Below are 17088 nucleotides of genomic sequence, written 5' to 3' on the forward strand. Positions count from 1 at the left end.
GGCACGAAGAAGCAAGCGCAAGACTCCGTCGCGGAGGAAGCCGCTCGCTGCGGTCAATTCTACATCAACCAACGTTGGCTCGGCGGCACGCTGACCAACTTCGAGACGATCAAGAAGCGGATCAACCGCCTGAAAGAGCTCGAGCGCATGGAAGCGGACGGCACGTTCGACGTATTGCCGAAGAAGGAAGTCATCATCCTCAAGAAAGAGCAAGAGCGTCTTGAGAAGTTCCTCGGCGGCATCAAGAACATGCGCGGCATGCCTGACGCCGTATTCATCATCGACCCTCGCAAAGAGCGCATCGCGGTAGCGGAAGCTCGCAAGCTCGGTATCCCGATCGTGGGCATCGTCGACACGAACTGCGATCCGGACGAGATCGACTACGTCATCCCGGGCAACGACGACGCGATTCGCGCCGTGAAGCTGTTGACGGCGAAGATGGCCGACGCGGTCATCGAAGCGCATCAAGGCGAGCAAACGAGCGCATAATGGAATGTAAGACCTAGGAAAAGGGTGGGTGGGGGTTGATCAAACCGATCACTCCCCTTTTTTTCGGATACATAGACTTTCGTCTTTACAATTAAGGAGGAATTTACAATGGCGGTTACAGCGCAAGCGGTCAAAGAACTCCGCGAGAAGACAGGCGCGGGCATGATGGATTGCAAGAAGGCATTGGAAGAAGCGAACGGCGACGTTACGAAAGCGAGCGAAATTCTTCGCGAGAAGGGCCTCGCGGCCGCGAAGAACAAAGCCGGCCGCATCGCGACGGAAGGCTTGGTCGAATCGTACATTCACGCTGGCGGCCGGATCGGCGTCCTCGTAGAAGTAAACTGCGAAACCGACTTCGTCGCGAAGACGGATTCGTTCCGCGACTTCGTGAAGGACGTCGCGATGCAAATCGCGGCAGCCGCTCCGAAGTACGTCACTCGTGAAGAAGTGCCGCAAGAAGAGCTCGAGAAGGAGAAGGAAATCCTTCGCGCGCAGGCGCTGAACGAAGGCAAGCCGGCTCACATCGTCGACAAGATGGTCGAAGGCCGCATGAGCAAGTACTACGAAGAGTTCTGCTTGCTCGAGCAAACGTTCGTCAAGGATCAAGACAAGACGATCCAGACGCTCGTGAACGAAAAAATCGCCACGATCGGCGAAAACATCTCGATCCGTCGTTTCGTCCGCTTCGAGCTCGGCGAAGGTCTCGAGAAGAAGCAAGATAACTTCGTAGAAGAAGTTATGGCGCAAGTGAAGAAGTAAGACGGATGGAAGGAACACGGCGTGTTCCTTCCTTTTTAGAATGGGTTCTTCTTTGAAGCGAATGGAGGCTGGAGCAAGGTGAGTAAACCGGTTTACAAGCGTGTCGTGCTGAAGCTGAGCGGGGAAGCGCTCGCGGGTCAGATGGGGTACGGCATCGATGCGGGGATGATTACGACGATCGCCGAACAGGTGAAAGAGGTCGTTCGACTCGGCGTCGAGGTCGCCGTCGTGGTAGGCGGCGGCAACATCTGGCGAGGCATCTCGGGCAGCGCGAAGGGGATCGACCGGGCGACGGCGGACTATATGGGCATGCTCGCGACCGTCATGAATTCCTTGGCGCTTCAAGACGCGCTTGAGAAGCTGGAGGTGCCGACGCGCGTCCAGTCGTCGATCAACATGCAGCAGGTCGCGGAGCCATACATCCGTCGACGGGCGATGCGCCACCTCGAGAAGGGCCGCGTCGTCATCTTCGCCGCCGGCACGGGCAACCCGTACTTCTCGACCGATACGACGGCCGCGCTGCGCGCCGCCGAGATCGAAGCGGAAGTCATTCTGATGGCGAAGAACAAAGTCGACGGCGTCTACTCCGCGGATCCGTTCGTGGATTCGACGGCCGTCAAATACGAAACGCTGACTTATATGGAGATGCTCAACCAGAATTTAGGCGTCATGGACTCGACGGCATCCTCCTTATGCATGGATAACGACATTCCGCTCGTAGTGTTCTCGATCTCCGAACAAGGCAACATCCGCCGCGTCGTGCAGGGCGAGAAAATCGGAACGACGATCTTGAAGGGAGTGTAATCAACGATGCCGCAATCGGTTAAGAAGAACGCGGAAGAACGGATGGAGAAGGCGATCGGCGCGCTGAAGCGCGACCTGTCTACGCTGCGCGCCGGCCGCGCGACGCCTGGCTTGCTGGACCGCATCCAGGTCGAGTATTACGGCGCGATGACGCCGGTCAACCAGCTCGCGAACATTAATACGCCGGATTCCCGCACGCTGATGATCCAGCCGTGGGATAAGAGCTCGATGGGCGCGATCGAGAAGGCGATCATGAAGTCGGACATCGGCATTACGCCGACGAACGACGGCACCGCGATCCGTCTGACGATGCCGCCGCTCACCGAAGAGCGCCGCGCGGACCTCGTGAAGATGACGAAGAAGTTCGGGGAAGAGGCGAAAGTCGCGATCCGCAACATTCGCCGCGACGCGAACGACGAAATCAAGAAGCTGGAGAAGGATCAAATTTCCGAGGACGAATCGAAGCGTCACCAGGACGACATCCAGAAGCTGACCGACCGCTTCGTCGCGGAGGTCGACAAGGTTCTCGCCGCCAAGGAAAAGGAAATCATGGAAGTTTGATCGACCCTACGGCCCCCTGGCAATCGGCAGGGGGTTGTTGCGTCATACCCGTAATACTTACGCAACGGAGGGGGAGGCGTCATGGACCGTCTTTTCGGGTGGTTCCGAAACAAGAAGCCGCCGGACGGCGAACCGATTGTCGGGGAGAACGTCCCGAAGCATGTGGCGATCATCATGGACGGCAACGGACGCTGGGCCCGCAGTCACGGCATGCCGCGCATCGCAGGCCATCGCGCCGGGATGAAGAACGTCAAGACGATTACGATGGCGGCGAACGACTTAGGCGTGAAGGCATTGACGCTCTATGCGTTCTCCACGGAAAACTGGAAGCGTCCGCAGGAAGAAGTGGACTTTCTTATGAAGCTGCCGCAGGAATTCTTCCCCTTGGAGATCGGCGAGCTGAAAGCGAACAACGTCCGCATCCGCATGATGGGGGAACGGGAAGGGCTTCCGGAGCATACGCTCCGGGCCGTCGACGCGGCGATCGAGGATACGAAGCATAATACGGGACTCATCTTAAATTTCGCTCTCAATTACGGAAGCCGCCGCGAGCTGCTGCTCGGGATGCGACGATTCGCCGAAGAGGTGAAGTCCGGCGAACGGGAACTCGACGACTTGACGGAAGCGACGTTCGGCAGCTACCTGCAATCCGAAGGGCTGCCGGAGCTGGACCTGCTCATTCGCACAAGCGGCGAGGTGCGCATCAGCAACTTTATGTTGTGGCAGTTGGCGTATACCGAATTATGGTTCACGGACGTCTATTGGCCGGAATTTACGGAAGAGCATTTCTACGAAGCGATTCGATCTTATCAAGGGCGCGCGCGGCGATACGGAAAGCTGTAACGCGGGCGGCGGAGGAGGAGTACGGCTTACATGCGTCAACGTATTGTCACCGGAGTGCTTGCCGCGCTTTTTTTCTTGACGATGCTGGCCGCCGGCAGCCGATGGTACGCGCTGTTAATCATCGTCCTTGCGGTCATAGCTTATCAAGAATTCGTAAGACTGAACGGTGCGAAGGCGCGGGAACCGGCATCGTTGGTCGGCTTCGCCGGAATTCTGTACCTCGTCGTTCCTTGGAACGTCTTGTTCGGTTGGCCGGTTCCTCCGCAGCAGACGGTCGTTTGGCTGCTGATGTTTTTGTTCTTCGCCCTCACCGTCTTCTCGCAAAACCGGACAAGCATCGATAAAATCGCGCTCCTCTTTATCGGAGTCGTGTACATAGGCGTAGGTTTTCATTATATGATTTACACGCGGTGGATGACGGACGGCCTGTTTTGGACGCTGCTCCTGTTCGGCTGCATCTGGCTTACCGACGTCGGCGCTTACTTCTTCGGCAAGCTGTTCGGCAAACATCTGTTGTGGCCGTCGATTTCGCCGAAGAAGACGGTGGAAGGCGCCGTGGGCGGCGTCGTGATTTCCGTCGCGACGGCGGTCGTCTTCGCCGCGGTCCGGCCGGAGCTGATCGGCTGGAAGGAAGCGATCGCGATCGGCGTGATCGTCTCCGTGTTAGGCCAGCTCGGCGACTTGATCCAGTCGGCGTATAAGCGCGTGCGCAACATTAAGGATTCGGGAACGATTCTTCCCGGACACGGCGGCATTCTGGACCGAACGGACTCGTGGATTATCGTCTTTCCGTTCGTGCATCTGCTCGGTTTGCTGCCGCAATAGAGGGGGAGAGACATGAAGAGAATCTCGATATTGGGAAGCACGGGATCGATCGGCACGCAGACGCTCGACATCGCGGCGTTCCACCCCGAGCGGTTCCGCGTCGAAGCGCTGGCGGCGGGAACGAATGTAGACCTCCTTGCCGAACAGGCGAACCGGTTCCGGCCCCGTCTCGTCTCGGTGGCGACGAAGGAGCTCGCCGACAAGCTGACCGGCATGATCCCGGAAGGCATTCGCGTGCTGTACGGCGACGAGGGCGTTCGCGAGGTCGCGGCCGGCAACGACGCGGACGTCGTCGTCTCCGCGATGGTCGGCAGCGCGGGCTGCGAGCCGACGCTGGCGGCGATCGACGCGGGCAAGGCGATCGCGCTCGCGAACAAGGAGACGCTCGTAGCGGCCGGCGCCGTCGTGACGGCAAGAGCGAGACGCCGCGGCGTGCCGCTCATTCCGGTCGACAGCGAGCACTCGGCGATCTTCCAGTCGCTGAACGGTTCACGTATCGACGACGTGCTCGCGCTGACGCTGACCGCTTCGGGGGGCAGCTTCCGCGATCGCGGCCGGGAGGAGCTGGCGGACGTGACGATCGCCGACGCCTTGAGGCACCCCAATTGGTCGATGGGCGCGAAGGTGACGATCGATTCGGCGACGATGGCGAACAAGGGGCTCGAGGTCATCGAAGCTCGCTGGCTGTTCGACGTCGACTACGATCGAATTCGCGTGCTCGTCCATCCGGAATCGATTATTCATTCTTATGTAGAATTTTATGATAAGAGCATCATCGCTCAGCTGGGCCAACCCGATATGCGAGTGCCGATTCAATACGCGCTTACGTTCCCGGATCGTCCGTTATCGCCGGCGAGCTCGCTCGACTTGGCGGCGCTCGGCAAGCTGACGTTCCGACCGATGGACTTCGAGCGATATCCGATGATTCGCCTCGCGTACGAAGCGGGGAGAGCGGGCGGGACGGCGACGGCGGTGTTTAATGCCGCTAACGAAATCGCGGTCGCGCGCTTTCTCGCGGAGGATATTCCGTTCCTGAGAATCGAGTCGATCGTCGAGTCGACGCTGGCGAAGCACGACGTCGTCGCCGCGACCGACCTCGGCGCGATCCGGGAAGCGGACGCATGGGCGCGGGACGTTGCGAAAAGTTGCTAATTTTCCCCGAATTCCGTTCTCTTGAAGCTCGTTCGGGAATAATGGTAAGCTATAAGGACATACTGCCCCGGACATATGCGCTTCGTTCGGGAGCGTAAGGAGGAACGGCTTACTTGATGACGCCTCAGCTGACGCCGCAAGGTATCGTACTCACGGTGCTGTTGTTTTTCGTCTTGGTCACGATTCACGAGTGGGGTCACTATTATTTCGCGAAGCGGGCGGGCATTCTCGTTCGGGAATTCGCCATCGGCTTCGGTCCGAAGGTATTCGCGTTCCGCCGCGGAGAGACGAAATATACGCTGCGGCTGCTGCCGTTCGGAGGATACGTCCGCATGGCCGGCGAGGATCCGGAGACGGTGCAGATTCAGCAGGGCCAGACGATCGCGGTGGAGACGACGCCGGACGACGTCGTGACGAAGATTTACCTCGACCGCATCGACGAGCGGATGAACGCCGTCCGCGGCGAGGTGCGTTCGATCGATCTGGAGCGCAAGCTCTCGCTTACGCTGGACGTCGACGGAGAGGACGAGTCGTACCGGATTCATCCGGAAGCGATGACGGTCTCCCGCGGCCAAGAGACGCAGATCGCGCCGTGGGATCGACAGTTCGCCGGAAAGCCGGTGGGCAAGCGCGCGATGGCCATCTTCGCGGGGCCGATGATGAACGTCATCTTGGCGGCGGGCCTGTTCATCGCGTTCGCCTTCATTAACGGCATCGCCGTGAACGTCTCCGTCAACAAGGTGAACGCCGGAGAGCCGGCGGACGCGGCGGGCATTCAGGCCGGCGACGTCATTCAGTCGATCAACGGCGTGACGATCGGACCGGATACGTCGAAGATCCGCGAGCTCGTCACGGCCTCCGCCGGCGAGCCGATGGAATGGGTCGTGCTGCGCGACGGCCGGCCGGTCACCGTGCAGATGACGCCGATCGAGGCGATCGACGAAGCCGGCAACGCGCAAATTCGCGTCGGCGTCGAGATGATGCCGCTCACGCGCCCGGCTTCGTTCCAGGAAGGGATTACGAACGGCGTGACGACGATGTGGGCGGCGACGGTCACCATTTTCGAAGGCTTCAAGATGTTGGTGCTCGGGCAGTTCACGCTCGACGATCTCGGCGGTCCGATCCGCATGGCGGAGATGACGCTGCAGCTCGCGAACGCCGGCATTCTGTACTACACGTGGTGGGCCGCGATGCTGAGCTTGTATCTGGCCATCTTCAACCTGCTGCCCGTGCCGGCGCTCGACGGCAGCCGCTTGATCTTCCTAGGGTTAGAGGCGATTCGCGGCCGGCCGGTCGATCCGAATCGGGAAAGTCTCGTCCACTTCATCGGCTTCGCGATGCTCATGCTGGTGATGGTGGCGGTCACGTATAACGACATACTGCGCTTGTTTCGGGGGTAATGGGTTCTCATGACGAAAGAGTCGGGTAAGGAAAGCCAGCAAGCAGGAAACCGGGAGATCACGCCGCAGAGCGAGGATTTCTCCCGTTGGTATCTCGATGCGATTCGCAAGGCGGATCTGATGGATTACGCGCCGGTGCGCGGCTGTATCGTCTTCAAGCCGGACGGTTACGAGCTGTGGGAGCTCATTCAGCGGCAGCTGGACGACCGGTTCAAGGCGACGGGTCACCGGAACGCGTATTTCCCGTTGTTTATTCCGGAGAGCTTCTTCGAGAAGGAGAAGGAGCACGTCGAAGGCTTTAATCCCGAACTGCCTTGGGTGACCGAGGCGGGCGGCGAGAAGCTGGAGGAGCGCCTGGCCATCCGTCCGACGTCGGAGACGATGATCGGTCATATGTACGCGAAGTGGATTCAGTCGTATCGCGATCTGCCGGTGCTCATCAACCAATGGGCGAACGTCGTTCGTTGGGAGAAGCGGACGATGCCGTTCCTGCGCACGAGCGAATTTTTGTGGCAGGAAGGCCATACGGCGCACGAGGACGAAGCGGACGCGCGCCGCGAGACGATGTTGATGCTGGAGATTTACAAGGAATTCGTGGAAAACGTTCTGGCCATTCCGGTCATCGCCGGCCAGAAGACGGAGTCGGAGAAGTTCGCCGGCGCCGTCGACACGTATTCGATCGAAGCGATGATGCGCGACGGTCGCGCGGTGCAGGCCGGCACGTCTCATTATCTCGGCACGAACTTCGCGACGGCGTTCGATATTAAGTACCTCGATCGCGAGAACACGCAGCAGTTCGCGCACACGACGTCGTGGGGCGTCTCGACGCGCTTGATCGGCGCGCTCATCATGGTGCACGGCGACGACAAGGGTCTCGTCTTGCCGCCGAAGGTCGCGCCGATGCAGGCGGTGCTCATTCCGATCGGCCCGCCGGCGAAGCGCGAGCCGGTGCTCGCCAAAGCGGCCGAGGTGCTCGCGGATCTGAAGGCGGCCGGCGTGCGCGTCCGGATGGACGACCGCTCCGACCTGAGCCCGGGCTGGAAGTTCAACGAATACGAGATGCGCGGCATCCCGGTTCGGATCGAGCTCGGACCGCGCGATCTCGAGAACGGACAAGCCGTGCTCGCCTCGCGCGTCTCCGGCGAGAAGCGCATCGTCGCGCTGGACAACCTCGTCGCGGAAGTGGAGAAGATGCTTGCGGACGTACATAAGGAATTGTACGATCGTGCGCTGCAATTCATGAACGACAACCTGCGGAGCGTCGATTCCTTGGAGGAGCTCAAGGCGAACGACGACAAGCTGCGCGGCTTCGTGCTCGCCGGTTGGTGCGGCTCGCGGGAGTGCGAGTCGAAGGTGAAAGAAGAGACCGGGGCGACCAGTCGAAACATTCCGTTCGAGCCGGGCGAGACGAAGTCGACTTGCCTCGTGTGCGGCGACGCCGCGAAGCATACGGTCGCGTTCGCAAGAGCTTACTAAGGAACAACATCAGCCGTGGCGTGGACGCTTCGACGAATCGCGATTCGGGTTCTGGCAAGCGTTCCTCGCCCGGTTTCTCTTTTTTTTAACGATTCGGAGCGTATATCCTGCGGATGTACCACCTGAATCGTCTCGGTAAACGGGTACCGTCTTGCGAAGACGGTGAGGCCGTTTATCCTTGTGGCGACAAGTTGCAGAGTCAAGAGGGCCGGAAATACAAGAATCGTTGTGGGAGGACACCCTTTTGAGCGTTGTAGCTGAAAAACGAAATCGGTTCGAGCTGCTCATGCAGCAAGCGAATATTCCGACCGACGTCATCGACTCTTTCTTTCGAGACGGATATATCGAACGCGTCGAGACGTCCAGATCGAACCGGGAGTGGACGTTCGTCTTAAGCAAAACCACGCTGGTGCCGAGGGACGTGTACCGCGCCTTCTGCAAGGCGATCATCGATCGATTCGCGCATATCGCGGCGATCCGCTTCGTGCTCAACTACGAGGAGACGGTGTCGAACGCCGATGTCATGGAAGCGTATTGGCCGTTGTTCGTCGATTGGGCCCAGCGCGAAGTCGCATCGGTCAACGGCTGGCTCGCGAAGGCGAAGGTCGAGACGGAAGGCGATCTCGTCTCGGTGACGCTGCTCGACCAGACGGCGCTCGAGCTCGCGAAGAAGAAGGGCATCGAAGAGATGCTCAAGACGTATTTCGCCCGTAACTTCGCTCGCGAGTACCGCGTCAAGTTTCTCGTAGGGGAGTCTCGCGCGGAGGAGTATGAGCGATTCCAAGCGAAGCTGCTGGAGGAAGAGCGTCTGTTCAAGCAGGAGCTGCTCGCCGAGGCGACGTACGAAGAGGAGCCGGAGGTCGTGGGCGACGCGCCGGAGGTGCTGACGTACGGGTACGACATCAAGGATCAGCCGGTGCCGATTCAGAACGTCCAAGAGGAAGAGAAGAAGGTCGTCATCCAAGGGACCGTGTTCCAGCTCGAGGCGAAGGAACTGCGGAACGGCAGCACGCTCTTCCAATTTTCGATTACCGACTTCACGGATTCCTTGCAGTGCAAGGTGTTCGCGAAGACGAAGGACGATCTGAAGACGCTGAAGCTGCTCTCGGTCGGCAAGTGGGTGCGGCTGCGCGGCAAGGTGGAATACGACCGGTTCATGATGACGCCCGAGCTCGTCATGATGGTGAACGACTTGAACGAAGTCGCGGCGCCGCCGGAGCGGAAGGACGACGCGGCCGAGAAGCGCGTGGAATTCCATCTGCACACGACGATGAGCGCGATGGACGCGGTCAGCGATATCGGCGAGTACGTGAAGCTTGCGGCGAAGTGGGGTCACAAGGCGATCGCCATCACCGACCATTCCGCGGTGCAGGCGTATCCGGAGGCGGCGAAGGCGGCGAAGAAGAACGGCATCAAGATGATTTACGGCCTCGAGGCGAACGTCGTGAACGACTCCGTGCCGGTCGTGCTGCAGGCGGACGATCGCCCGCTCGCCGGCGCGACGTACGTCGTATACGACGTCGAGACAACGGGACTCTCGGTCACGAACAATAAAATTATCGAGATCGCCGGCGTCAAGATGATCGACGGCAAAGTCGTCGACGAGTTCGCGAAATTCATCGATCCGCACGAGAAGATTCCGTACAACATCACGCAGCTGACCAATATTACGGACGAGATGGTCGCGGGCGCTCCGGAAGAATCGGAGGTCATTCCGCAGTTCGTCGAATGGGTCGGAGACGCCGTGCTCGTCGCGCATAACGCGCGCTTCGATACCGGCTTCCTGCAGGCGGCATGCAAGCGTCACGGCTTGCCCGAGATGCCGAATCCGGTGCTCGACACGCTCGAGCTGGCGCGGTTGTTGTACCCGCAGATGAAAAATCACCGTCTTAACACGCTTACCGATAAATTCAAGGTGACGCTCGAGAGCCATCACCGCGCGATCGACGACTCGAAGGCGCTCGGCGAGGTGCTCATGCACCTGCTCAAAGAGACGGACGCTCGCAACATGAAGGTGCTGTCGCAGCTGAACGACTACGTCGGCGTCGACTTGTCGAACACGCGTCCGTTCCACTGCTGCATCTACGCGCTTAACGCGGTCGGCAAGAAGAACTTATATAAATTAGTATCTTTATCTCATACCCAATATTTCAACCGCGTCGCCTGTATCCCGAAGTCGAAGCTCATCGAGCTAAGAGAGGGGCTGCTCGTCGTATCGGGCTGCGAGAAGGGCGAGTTTTTCGAAGCGGTGCTCAATAAATCGTTGGAAGAAGCCGAGAGCGTCGCCGAGTTTTACGACGTGCTCGAGATTCAGCCGATTACGTTCTACGAGCATTTGGTGGACAAAGGGCTCGTCGCCAGCGTCGCGCAGCTGCAAGCGGCCGTCAAGACGGTGCTGGCGATCGGCAAGAAGCTCGGCAAGCCGGTCATCGCCACGGGCAACGTTCATTACGCGCACCCGCGGCAGAAGCTGTTCCGCGACATTACGATTCACGGCATTACCGGCTTCAGCCCGTTGAAGGATCAACGCAAGCCGGAAGCGCACTTCCGCACGACGAAGGAGATGCTGCAGGAATTCGCGTTCCTCGGCGAAGAGACGGCGTTCGAGGTCGTCGTCGGCAATCCTTCGGCGCTCGCGGATCGGTTCGAGGACATCGAGCTGTTCCCGCCGACGCCGTTCTTCCCGATCATCGAAGGCGCGGACGAGGAGATGCGCGAGACGTGTTATCGGACCGCTCGCGAGATGTACGGCGACCCGATTCCGGAGGTCATCGTGACGCGGCTCGAGCGCGAGCTCGTACCGATCACGAAAGCCGGCTTCTCGGCTTTATACTTGATTTCGCAGCGACTCGTGAAGAAGTCGAACGAAGACGGGTATCTGGTCGGCTCCCGGGGTTCCGTCGGCTCTTCGGTCGTCGCGATGATGCTCGGCATCTCGGAGGTCAATCCGCTGCCGCCGCATTACTTATGTCGCAAATGCACGCATTCGGAATGGTTCACCGACGGCAGCATCCCGAGCGGCTTCGACTTGCCGAACAAGAACTGTCCGAATTGCGGCGAGCCGATGAAAGGCGACGGCCAAGACATCCCGTTCGAAACGTTCCTTGGGTTCAAAGGGGATAAAGTTCCCGATATCGACTTGAACTTCTCGGGCGAATACCAACCGCATGCGCACAACTATACGAAGGTGCTGTTCGGCGAGGAAAACGTCTTCCGGGCGGGAACGATCGGCACGGTCGCGGAGAAAACCGCATACGGATACGTGAAGAAATACGAAGAAGACAAAGTCGTGCGCTGGCGAGGCGCCGAAGAAAGCCGTCTCGCGCTCGGCTGCTCCGGCGTCAAGCGTTCGACCGGTCAGCACCCGGGCGGCATTGTCGTCGTTCCGGAGTATATCGATGTCGAAGACATTACCCCGGTGCAATTCCCGGCGGACGATACGTCGGCCGATTGGAAGACGACGCACTTCGATTATCACGCCTTCGACGCGAATCTGCTGAAGCTCGATATTCTGGGTCACGACGATCCGACGATGATGCGCATGCTCCAGGACATCACCGGCGTCGATCCGACGACGATTCCGATGAACGATCCGAAGGTGATGAGCATCTTCTCGTCGACCGAGGCGCTCGGCGTGACGCCGCAGCAAATTCGTTCGCCCGTCGCGACGTACGGCGTGCCCGAAATGGGGACGCGGTTCGTCCGGCAAATGTTAGAGGAGACGCAGCCGAAGACGTTCGCGGACTTGCTTCAGATTTCCGGCTTGTCCCACGGTACGGGGGTCTGGCTCGGGAACGCGCAAGAGCTGATCAAGAACGGTACGTGCAACATCAAGACCGTAATCGGTTGCCGCGACGACATCATGCTGTACTTGATTTACAAGGCGGGCATGGATGCGTCGCTGGCGTTCAAGATTACGGAGAGCGTGCGTAAAGGTAAAGGTCTTACCGACGAGTGGATCGAAGAAATGAAGCGCTGCGGCGTCCCGAAATGGTACATCGACTCCTGCCTCCGCATCGAGTACATGTTCCCGAAGGCGCACGCGGCCGCTTACGTTATCTCCGCGGTACGTACGGCGTACTTCAAGGTGTATTATCCGATCCACTATTATGCGACCTACTTCACCGTACGCGCGGAAGATTTCGACTTGGACTTGCTCGCGCAAGGCTATGACGCCATCAACGCCAAGATCACGGAGATCGAGGAAAAGGGCTTCAACGCCACGACCAAAGAGAAAAATATGATTTCTCCGCTCGAGATGGCTCTGGAGATGACGGCGCGCGGATTTACGTTCAAGCCTCTGGACTTGTACAAGTCGGATGCGCGCAAGTTCCTCGTCGACGGCGATTCGCTCATCCCGCCGTTCTCGGCGGTGGCGGGCATCGGCGAGAACGCCGCCCGCAACATCGCCGCTTCTCGCGAGGACGGTCCTTATCTCTCGATCGAGGACTTCCAGCAGCGCTCGAAGGCGTCGAAGACGATCATCGAGCTGCTCACCGGCATGGGCTGCTTCCGCGGCTTGCCGGAGTCGAATCAATTGTCCTTATTCTAAACTTTATGTATGGGAGGGAGCGACACCGGTTTTGGCCGGGGCGCTCCTTTCTTCCTTTTCCGAAATTAGCGACGGTTTTGTCCGTTGTTGTTGTTGTCGCCCGTGAAGGCGTTCTTCACTTTTTGCGCCGCGTTCTGCATCATGTCGCCGAGGTCTTGATTGTTGTTGTTCTGATTGTTCTTCTTGTTTTGTTTTGCCATGGCAGCGATTTGCCCCTTTCGGTTTGTGTGGCCGGGCGTTTGCCAAGCCATCACTATTTTGCTCCGGGAACGGTGCGGCCATTCTTTTTTGCGTTCGGTTGTTTTCCGTCGACTTCGCTGCGGATTCATGGTAATCTAGGGATAATTTATCGGGTTCTTCCGAAAGCATCGGGAGACTGTACGCCTTTACGGCGACAGTCTCCTTTTTTTGTTTTCGGGGTCATTTTCCGGATGGGGGTATGATGGTGGTCGTTACATGGAAGCAGTGGGCTTTCCTAAGCGTGTCGTTTTTATCGGCGATGGTCATTTTGCTGTATGACATGATCTTTCCGAAGGTGCAAATCGTCCTATTCTCCGATCAAGCGGAGGTCGATATGCTGTCGGTGTTGAAGGCCGTGGATGAGGAAGTGACGATTCGCCCAGGGCGCCCCGCCGAGGAGGAGGCGTGGGGGGTGTACCGGCGGCCGACGTATTTGGTGCTCGCCTACGGTTATGGGGATCTGTTGGTGCACCGGAAAAGTTATTACGATCGGGACTGGTTTTTGCTCCATCGAACGGAGGAGGTGGACGAGTTGATTCGATACTTGAGGCGGGATTGGAATTTGACGTTTTGGCGATGGTGGTTGGCGGGGTAGAGGTACGGAAATGAATGGTTTCCATAATCAGGTAGTATTGATATAATCCTTGGTGAAAGGCTGGAAAACGCGTGAAGATCGTACTAGGCCTTCTGGACGAAGCTCACATCGGTGCTCGCGTCCCGTACCATCCCGATTTTGTGAAGGCACTGCATGGGTTGCCCGGCGTTCATTGGTCGCGGGAACTTCGAGTGTGGAAAGTCCCGCATACGGAGGCGGCCGTTCTAGCGTTGTTAGATGTTCTTCGAGGAGTTGCGGTTACGATTCAACCCGCCCTGCGGTTGGAATGGGAGCGAAGGAGGAGCTTGTTCGGGAATGTGCTGCAGCGATTGAAAGTTCCGAGCTTGTCCCCCGTTTGGGATGCTCGCGCCAAGGCTGAGCTCCGGCACCGATTGAAAGCTAGAGGTTACAGCGAACGATCCGTGAAAGCGTACGTCGGTCATGTCGCCCGGTTTTTCGCAACCTTTCAGGAAGGGAACGAGGCTTGGGACGAACAACTTTTGACGTGGTACAACGTGGATTTGCAGGATCGGTCCTTTTCTCATTCTTACATTAATCAAGCGATCAGCGCGATTACGTTCTACCTTCGTCATGTGTGTGAAACGCCTCCTGTTTCTGTCGCGTATGCTCGACCGAAACGTGAACAGAAGCTCCCGAACGTGTTAAGTCTACAAGAAGTGCTTCGATTGCTCGACTGCGTTACAATATCGGGCGCTGCTGTACCTCACTTATGCTTCCGGCTTGCGAGTCGGCGAGGTCGTCCGGTTGAAGCCTCAAGATCTTGATGTTGAACGCCGAACGTTGAAGGTTCGGCAAGGCAAGGGGCGTAAAGACCGGTACACGATCCTATCCGGGGCTGCGCTTCTTGAAGTGAATCGATATGTGGCGATCGAACGCCCGCAGTTCTGGCTTTTTCCCGGGCAGGACGTTCGAAAGCCGCTCACCGAACGCGCCGCGCAGAAGGTGTTCGAACAATCGCTTCGCAAATCCGGGCTGAAGAAGGAAGCGACAATTCACACCCTCCGACATTCTTTCGCGACTCATTTGTTAGAAGCAGGGACGGACATCCGATTTATTCAGGAGTTGCTCGGCCATCGGAACTTAAAGACTACGGAACGTTACACGCATGTTAGCGTGAGGGACATCCGTCAGATCCAGAGCCCGCTGGATCGCATGTTGCCCCCGCGCGAGTGCTGATGGGGGCGGCGGAAGCGGATACGCGAACTTCGTATATCCTCTGGATTGGGAGATTCTCAGAACTTCGCCTATCCGCTAGAGGTGAGATTTATCCGAAGTTCGCAGAAAAGACGTTAGACGAAATTTCCCAATACAGGGGGCGTAGTATGTTCTTTAGAGAATCGAACAAATATGGAGAATTAAAGCTTGATGCATTAATTAGGTTTGAGGAATTGATTGCTTCAAAACTACCCACTAATTATAGAGATTACTTAATAGAACATAATGGTGGCAAACCGTGTCCTTCAGATTTTATTATTTCTTCAGGTGGAGACAGTAGTTCTATTCATCATATGAAGGGGATACACAATGGGCCTTCTTATTTCTCCTTAATCGATTCCTACCTGATGTACAAAGGAAGAATGCCTAGTGTGTTAATTCCTATTTGTGATGATCCATTTGGTAATCTTATATGCATTAGTTTGAAAGGTAAGTACAGGGATAAGATTTTCTATTGGGGCCATGAGTCTGAGGTGGAAGAAGGAAAACAACCGTATTGGGGCAATATTGTAGAGATTTACAATGATTTTAACAGTTTTTTAGACAATTTATTTGAGAATATAGACCCAAATGAAACAATAATAGAGCGAATATATAGAACAAGGGACAGCGAATCTTTAATAAAATTACTGGATGAAGGATTAGACATAGAGAGTGAAGATGAGTTCGGTAGGACATTAATAGAGAATGCCGCAATAAGTGCAATTAATTCATTTATTGAAATTCTTTTTGCTAGGGGAGCAAAACTAAGGCACTCGTACAACTATGCAGTTCGGAATGCTGAATTTTTCGAAGAGCATAAAGAAACCGTAAACCTAATTCAAAGACTGGAACAGTGATTGTGATTGCTTCGAAGCGGGAAACTTCGTCTAACACCGCATTCACGCATCGGGCTGGCGCCCTCGGTCGCAAACGAGAGTTCGAAGATGTGGATGCTGCGACAACTCCCTACGGGAGTTCGTGAATGCGAGGAACGTTATCGGAAATCAGAGCAACAACATAAAAAATTCCAGACTAATTTAATTCAAAGATTGTGAAAGGATAGAGTTGATGTGAATTCAAAAGAATACGAGGAATTTGTCGAAAAAACACTTAATTGTTTAAACTTTTTTAAAAATGCTAACATATATAGAAATTTGAAATATCCTGGTATACGACAGCCTGGTGAGTATGAAATAGATATCGCATGTGAAATGATAATTGAGAACATGAGTAGAATCACAATAATAATTGAATGTAAAAATCATAGTAGACCTATTACAAGGCCAATCGTTCAAAACTTTCATCAAACTAAAGAAGCAATAAATGCTCATAAAGCGGCAATTGCATCGCCTGTAGGATTCACTAGTGAAGCAATCGAAGTTGCACGTGATTTAGGTATTTCACTTTGGGTAATTACAAAAGATAAGCCATTTGAAATGGTTTTGGCTAATGACGGAATGAAAGTTACTTTTTTGTCTGAAGAATTTAATAAGCTGTATATACAATATTTAAACGTGATAGGTATAGCAACAAAAGATAATGTATCTACTGAGTACAAACTGGTAATGTATCCCTCTGATAACATCGTCGAAGATAACAAAGAAAAGGAATGTTTCTTTTCATTACGGACAAGAGTCGGCACTGCATTTTTTTTGAGTGAAAATCATGCCATATATTATAAATCATCTGCGATAAGAGAAATAATTGAATTTGTGTTAGAGGGCATTAAGAACTCTCACGAAGTCGAAAATTCCCCCAGTTTCAAAAGCTGGGTGCGAATGGTTGATAACTCTTTGATTGGATGGATCCCTAGTTCTAGAAAGGATAGATCAGATTATATATTGTCAAAGGCTCAAGAAGCTTTAAAAAGAGCAGATTGGGAAGAATTCTATAAATTATTCTAATACATTTTAATGGGTTATTCGAAGAAGGCTCTGACTTCCGATAACACCGCATTCACGCATCGGGCTGACGCCCTCGGTCGCAGACGTGGGTTCGAAGAAGCGGTTGCTGTGACAACTCCCTACGGGAGTTCGTGAATGCGAGGAACGTTATATGAAATCAGCCTAAAATGAAAGGAAACAAATCAATGATTCGGGAAGCGGAACCAAAAGATGCTAAAAGAATTGAACAATTATATAAAGAATTATTGCCTAGCAACACTAAGATTAGTG

Annotated in this window: 16 protein-coding genes; 15 read left to right on the forward strand and 1 reads right to left on the reverse strand. The window is 55.9% G+C overall.

Going from position 1 to position 17088, the window contains the following annotated elements; translation table 11 throughout:
* The 10 genes from rpsB to RIN49_RS28230 all read left to right on the forward strand — a co-directional run.
* Positions 1 to 489, forward strand: a 489-nt coding sequence (rpsB, locus tag RIN49_RS28185) for a 30S ribosomal protein S2 (protein ID WP_309123432.1), incomplete at its 5' end; no start/stop codon positions are given.
* Positions 490 to 597: 108 nt separating this feature from the next.
* On the forward strand, positions 598 to 1248 hold the full coding sequence (gene tsf, locus RIN49_RS28190) for a translation elongation factor Ts (RefSeq protein ID WP_138196639.1): 651 nt from the start codon (positions 598 to 600) through the stop codon (positions 1246 to 1248).
* A gap of 78 nt (positions 1249 to 1326) precedes the next feature.
* The gene (gene pyrH / locus RIN49_RS28195) at positions 1327 to 2052 is read left to right on the forward strand and encodes a UMP kinase (RefSeq protein WP_138196638.1); all 726 of its coding nucleotides are present in this window, start codon (positions 1327 to 1329) and stop codon (positions 2050 to 2052) included.
* 6 nt (positions 2053 to 2058) lie between these two features.
* Positions 2059 to 2613 carry a ribosome recycling factor gene (frr, locus tag RIN49_RS28200; protein WP_309123433.1) on the forward strand — a complete coding sequence of 185 codons (555 nt, stop codon included), beginning with the start codon at positions 2059 to 2061 and terminating at the stop codon, positions 2611 to 2613.
* A gap of 81 nt (positions 2614 to 2694) precedes the next feature.
* Positions 2695 to 3456 carry an undecaprenyl pyrophosphate synthase gene (locus RIN49_RS28205; protein ID WP_309123434.1) on the forward strand — a complete coding sequence of 254 codons (762 nt, stop codon included), beginning with the start codon at positions 2695 to 2697 and terminating at the stop codon, positions 3454 to 3456.
* 30 nt (positions 3457 to 3486) lie between these two features.
* Positions 3487 to 4281 carry a phosphatidate cytidylyltransferase gene (locus RIN49_RS28210; protein ID WP_309123435.1) on the forward strand — a complete coding sequence of 265 codons (795 nt, stop codon included), beginning with the start codon at positions 3487 to 3489 and terminating at the stop codon, positions 4279 to 4281.
* Between the two features lie 12 nt (positions 4282 to 4293).
* Positions 4294 to 5433, forward strand: coding sequence for a 1-deoxy-D-xylulose-5-phosphate reductoisomerase (locus RIN49_RS28215; RefSeq protein WP_309123436.1), 1140 nt, complete (start codon positions 4294 to 4296; stop codon positions 5431 to 5433).
* 116 nt (positions 5434 to 5549) lie between these two features.
* Positions 5550 to 6833, forward strand: coding sequence for an RIP metalloprotease RseP (rseP, locus tag RIN49_RS28220; protein ID WP_309123445.1), 1284 nt, complete (start codon positions 5550 to 5552; stop codon positions 6831 to 6833).
* Between the two features lie 9 nt (positions 6834 to 6842).
* Complete coding sequence (proS, locus tag RIN49_RS28225; RefSeq protein ID WP_309123437.1) at positions 6843 to 8309, forward strand: proline--tRNA ligase; 1467 nt, start codon at positions 6843 to 6845, stop codon at positions 8307 to 8309.
* A 244-nt stretch (positions 8310 to 8553) separates the two neighbouring features.
* Entirely contained in the window at positions 8554 to 12861 is a 4308-nt protein-coding gene (locus RIN49_RS28230) for a PolC-type DNA polymerase III (protein ID WP_309123438.1), read from the forward strand.
* Between the two features lie 65 nt (positions 12862 to 12926).
* Here RIN49_RS28230 and RIN49_RS28235 read toward each other — a convergent pair whose 3' ends face one another.
* Positions 12927 to 13061 carry a hypothetical protein gene (locus RIN49_RS28235; RefSeq protein ID WP_309123439.1) on the reverse strand — a complete coding sequence of 45 codons (135 nt, stop codon included), beginning with the start codon at positions 13059 to 13061 and terminating at the stop codon, positions 12927 to 12929.
* Positions 13062 to 13306: 245 nt separating this feature from the next.
* Between RIN49_RS28235 and RIN49_RS28240 the strand changes: the two genes are divergently transcribed.
* The 5 genes from RIN49_RS28240 to RIN49_RS28260 all read left to right on the forward strand — a co-directional run bounded on the left by RIN49_RS28240 (position 13307) and on the right by RIN49_RS28260 (position 16818).
* Complete coding sequence (locus tag RIN49_RS28240; protein WP_309123440.1) at positions 13307 to 13696, forward strand: hypothetical protein; 390 nt, start codon at positions 13307 to 13309, stop codon at positions 13694 to 13696.
* 422 nt (positions 13697 to 14118) lie between these two features.
* Positions 14119 to 14481, forward strand: a complete 363-nt coding sequence (locus tag RIN49_RS28905) for a hypothetical protein (protein ID WP_375295300.1) — start codon at positions 14119 to 14121, stop codon at positions 14479 to 14481.
* Positions 14438 to 14893, forward strand: coding sequence for a tyrosine-type recombinase/integrase (locus RIN49_RS28250; protein WP_309123442.1), 456 nt, complete (start codon positions 14438 to 14440; stop codon positions 14891 to 14893). The genes RIN49_RS28905 and RIN49_RS28250 overlap by 44 nt, the downstream gene beginning before the upstream one ends.
* A gap of 146 nt (positions 14894 to 15039) precedes the next feature.
* Complete coding sequence (locus RIN49_RS28255) at positions 15040 to 15771, forward strand: SMI1/KNR4 family protein (protein ID WP_309123443.1); 732 nt, start codon at positions 15040 to 15042, stop codon at positions 15769 to 15771.
* Positions 15772 to 15984: 213 nt separating this feature from the next.
* Positions 15985 to 16818: a restriction endonuclease gene (locus tag RIN49_RS28260; RefSeq protein ID WP_309123444.1), complete on the forward strand. Its 834-nt coding sequence runs from the start codon at positions 15985 to 15987 to the stop codon at positions 16816 to 16818.
* Positions 16819 to 17088 lie beyond the last annotated feature (270 nt).

Origin of the sequence: Paenibacillus sp., from assembly GCF_031177825.1 — a bacterium.
Classification (GTDB): domain Bacteria; phylum Bacillota; class Bacilli; order Paenibacillales; family YIM-B00363; genus Paenibacillus_AE.

Excerpts from the sequence above, each read along its gene's own strand:
- tsf (WP_138196639.1), top strand. The coding sequence starts at position 598 with ATGGCGGTTACAGCGCAAGCGGTCAAAGAACTCCGCGAGAAGACAGGC.
- frr (WP_309123433.1), top strand. The coding sequence starts at position 2,059 with ATGCCGCAATCGGTTAAGAAGAACGCGGAAGAACGGATGGAGAAGGCG.
- RIN49_RS28205 (WP_309123434.1), top strand. The coding sequence starts at position 2,695 with ATGGACCGTCTTTTCGGGTGGTTCCGAAACAAGAAGCCGCCGGACGGC.
- RIN49_RS28210 (WP_309123435.1), top strand. The coding sequence starts at position 3,487 with ATGCGTCAACGTATTGTCACCGGAGTGCTTGCCGCGCTTTTTTTCTTG.
- RIN49_RS28215 (WP_309123436.1), top strand. The coding sequence starts at position 4,294 with ATGAAGAGAATCTCGATATTGGGAAGCACGGGATCGATCGGCACGCAG.
- rseP (WP_309123445.1), top strand. The coding sequence starts at position 5,550 with ATGACGCCTCAGCTGACGCCGCAAGGTATCGTACTCACGGTGCTGTTG.
- proS (WP_309123437.1), top strand. The coding sequence starts at position 6,843 with ATGACGAAAGAGTCGGGTAAGGAAAGCCAGCAAGCAGGAAACCGGGAG.
- RIN49_RS28235 (WP_309123439.1), bottom strand. The coding sequence starts at position 13,061 with ATGGCAAAACAAAACAAGAAGAACAATCAGAACAACAACAATCAAGAC.
- RIN49_RS28255 (WP_309123443.1), top strand. The coding sequence starts at position 15,040 with ATGTTCTTTAGAGAATCGAACAAATATGGAGAATTAAAGCTTGATGCA.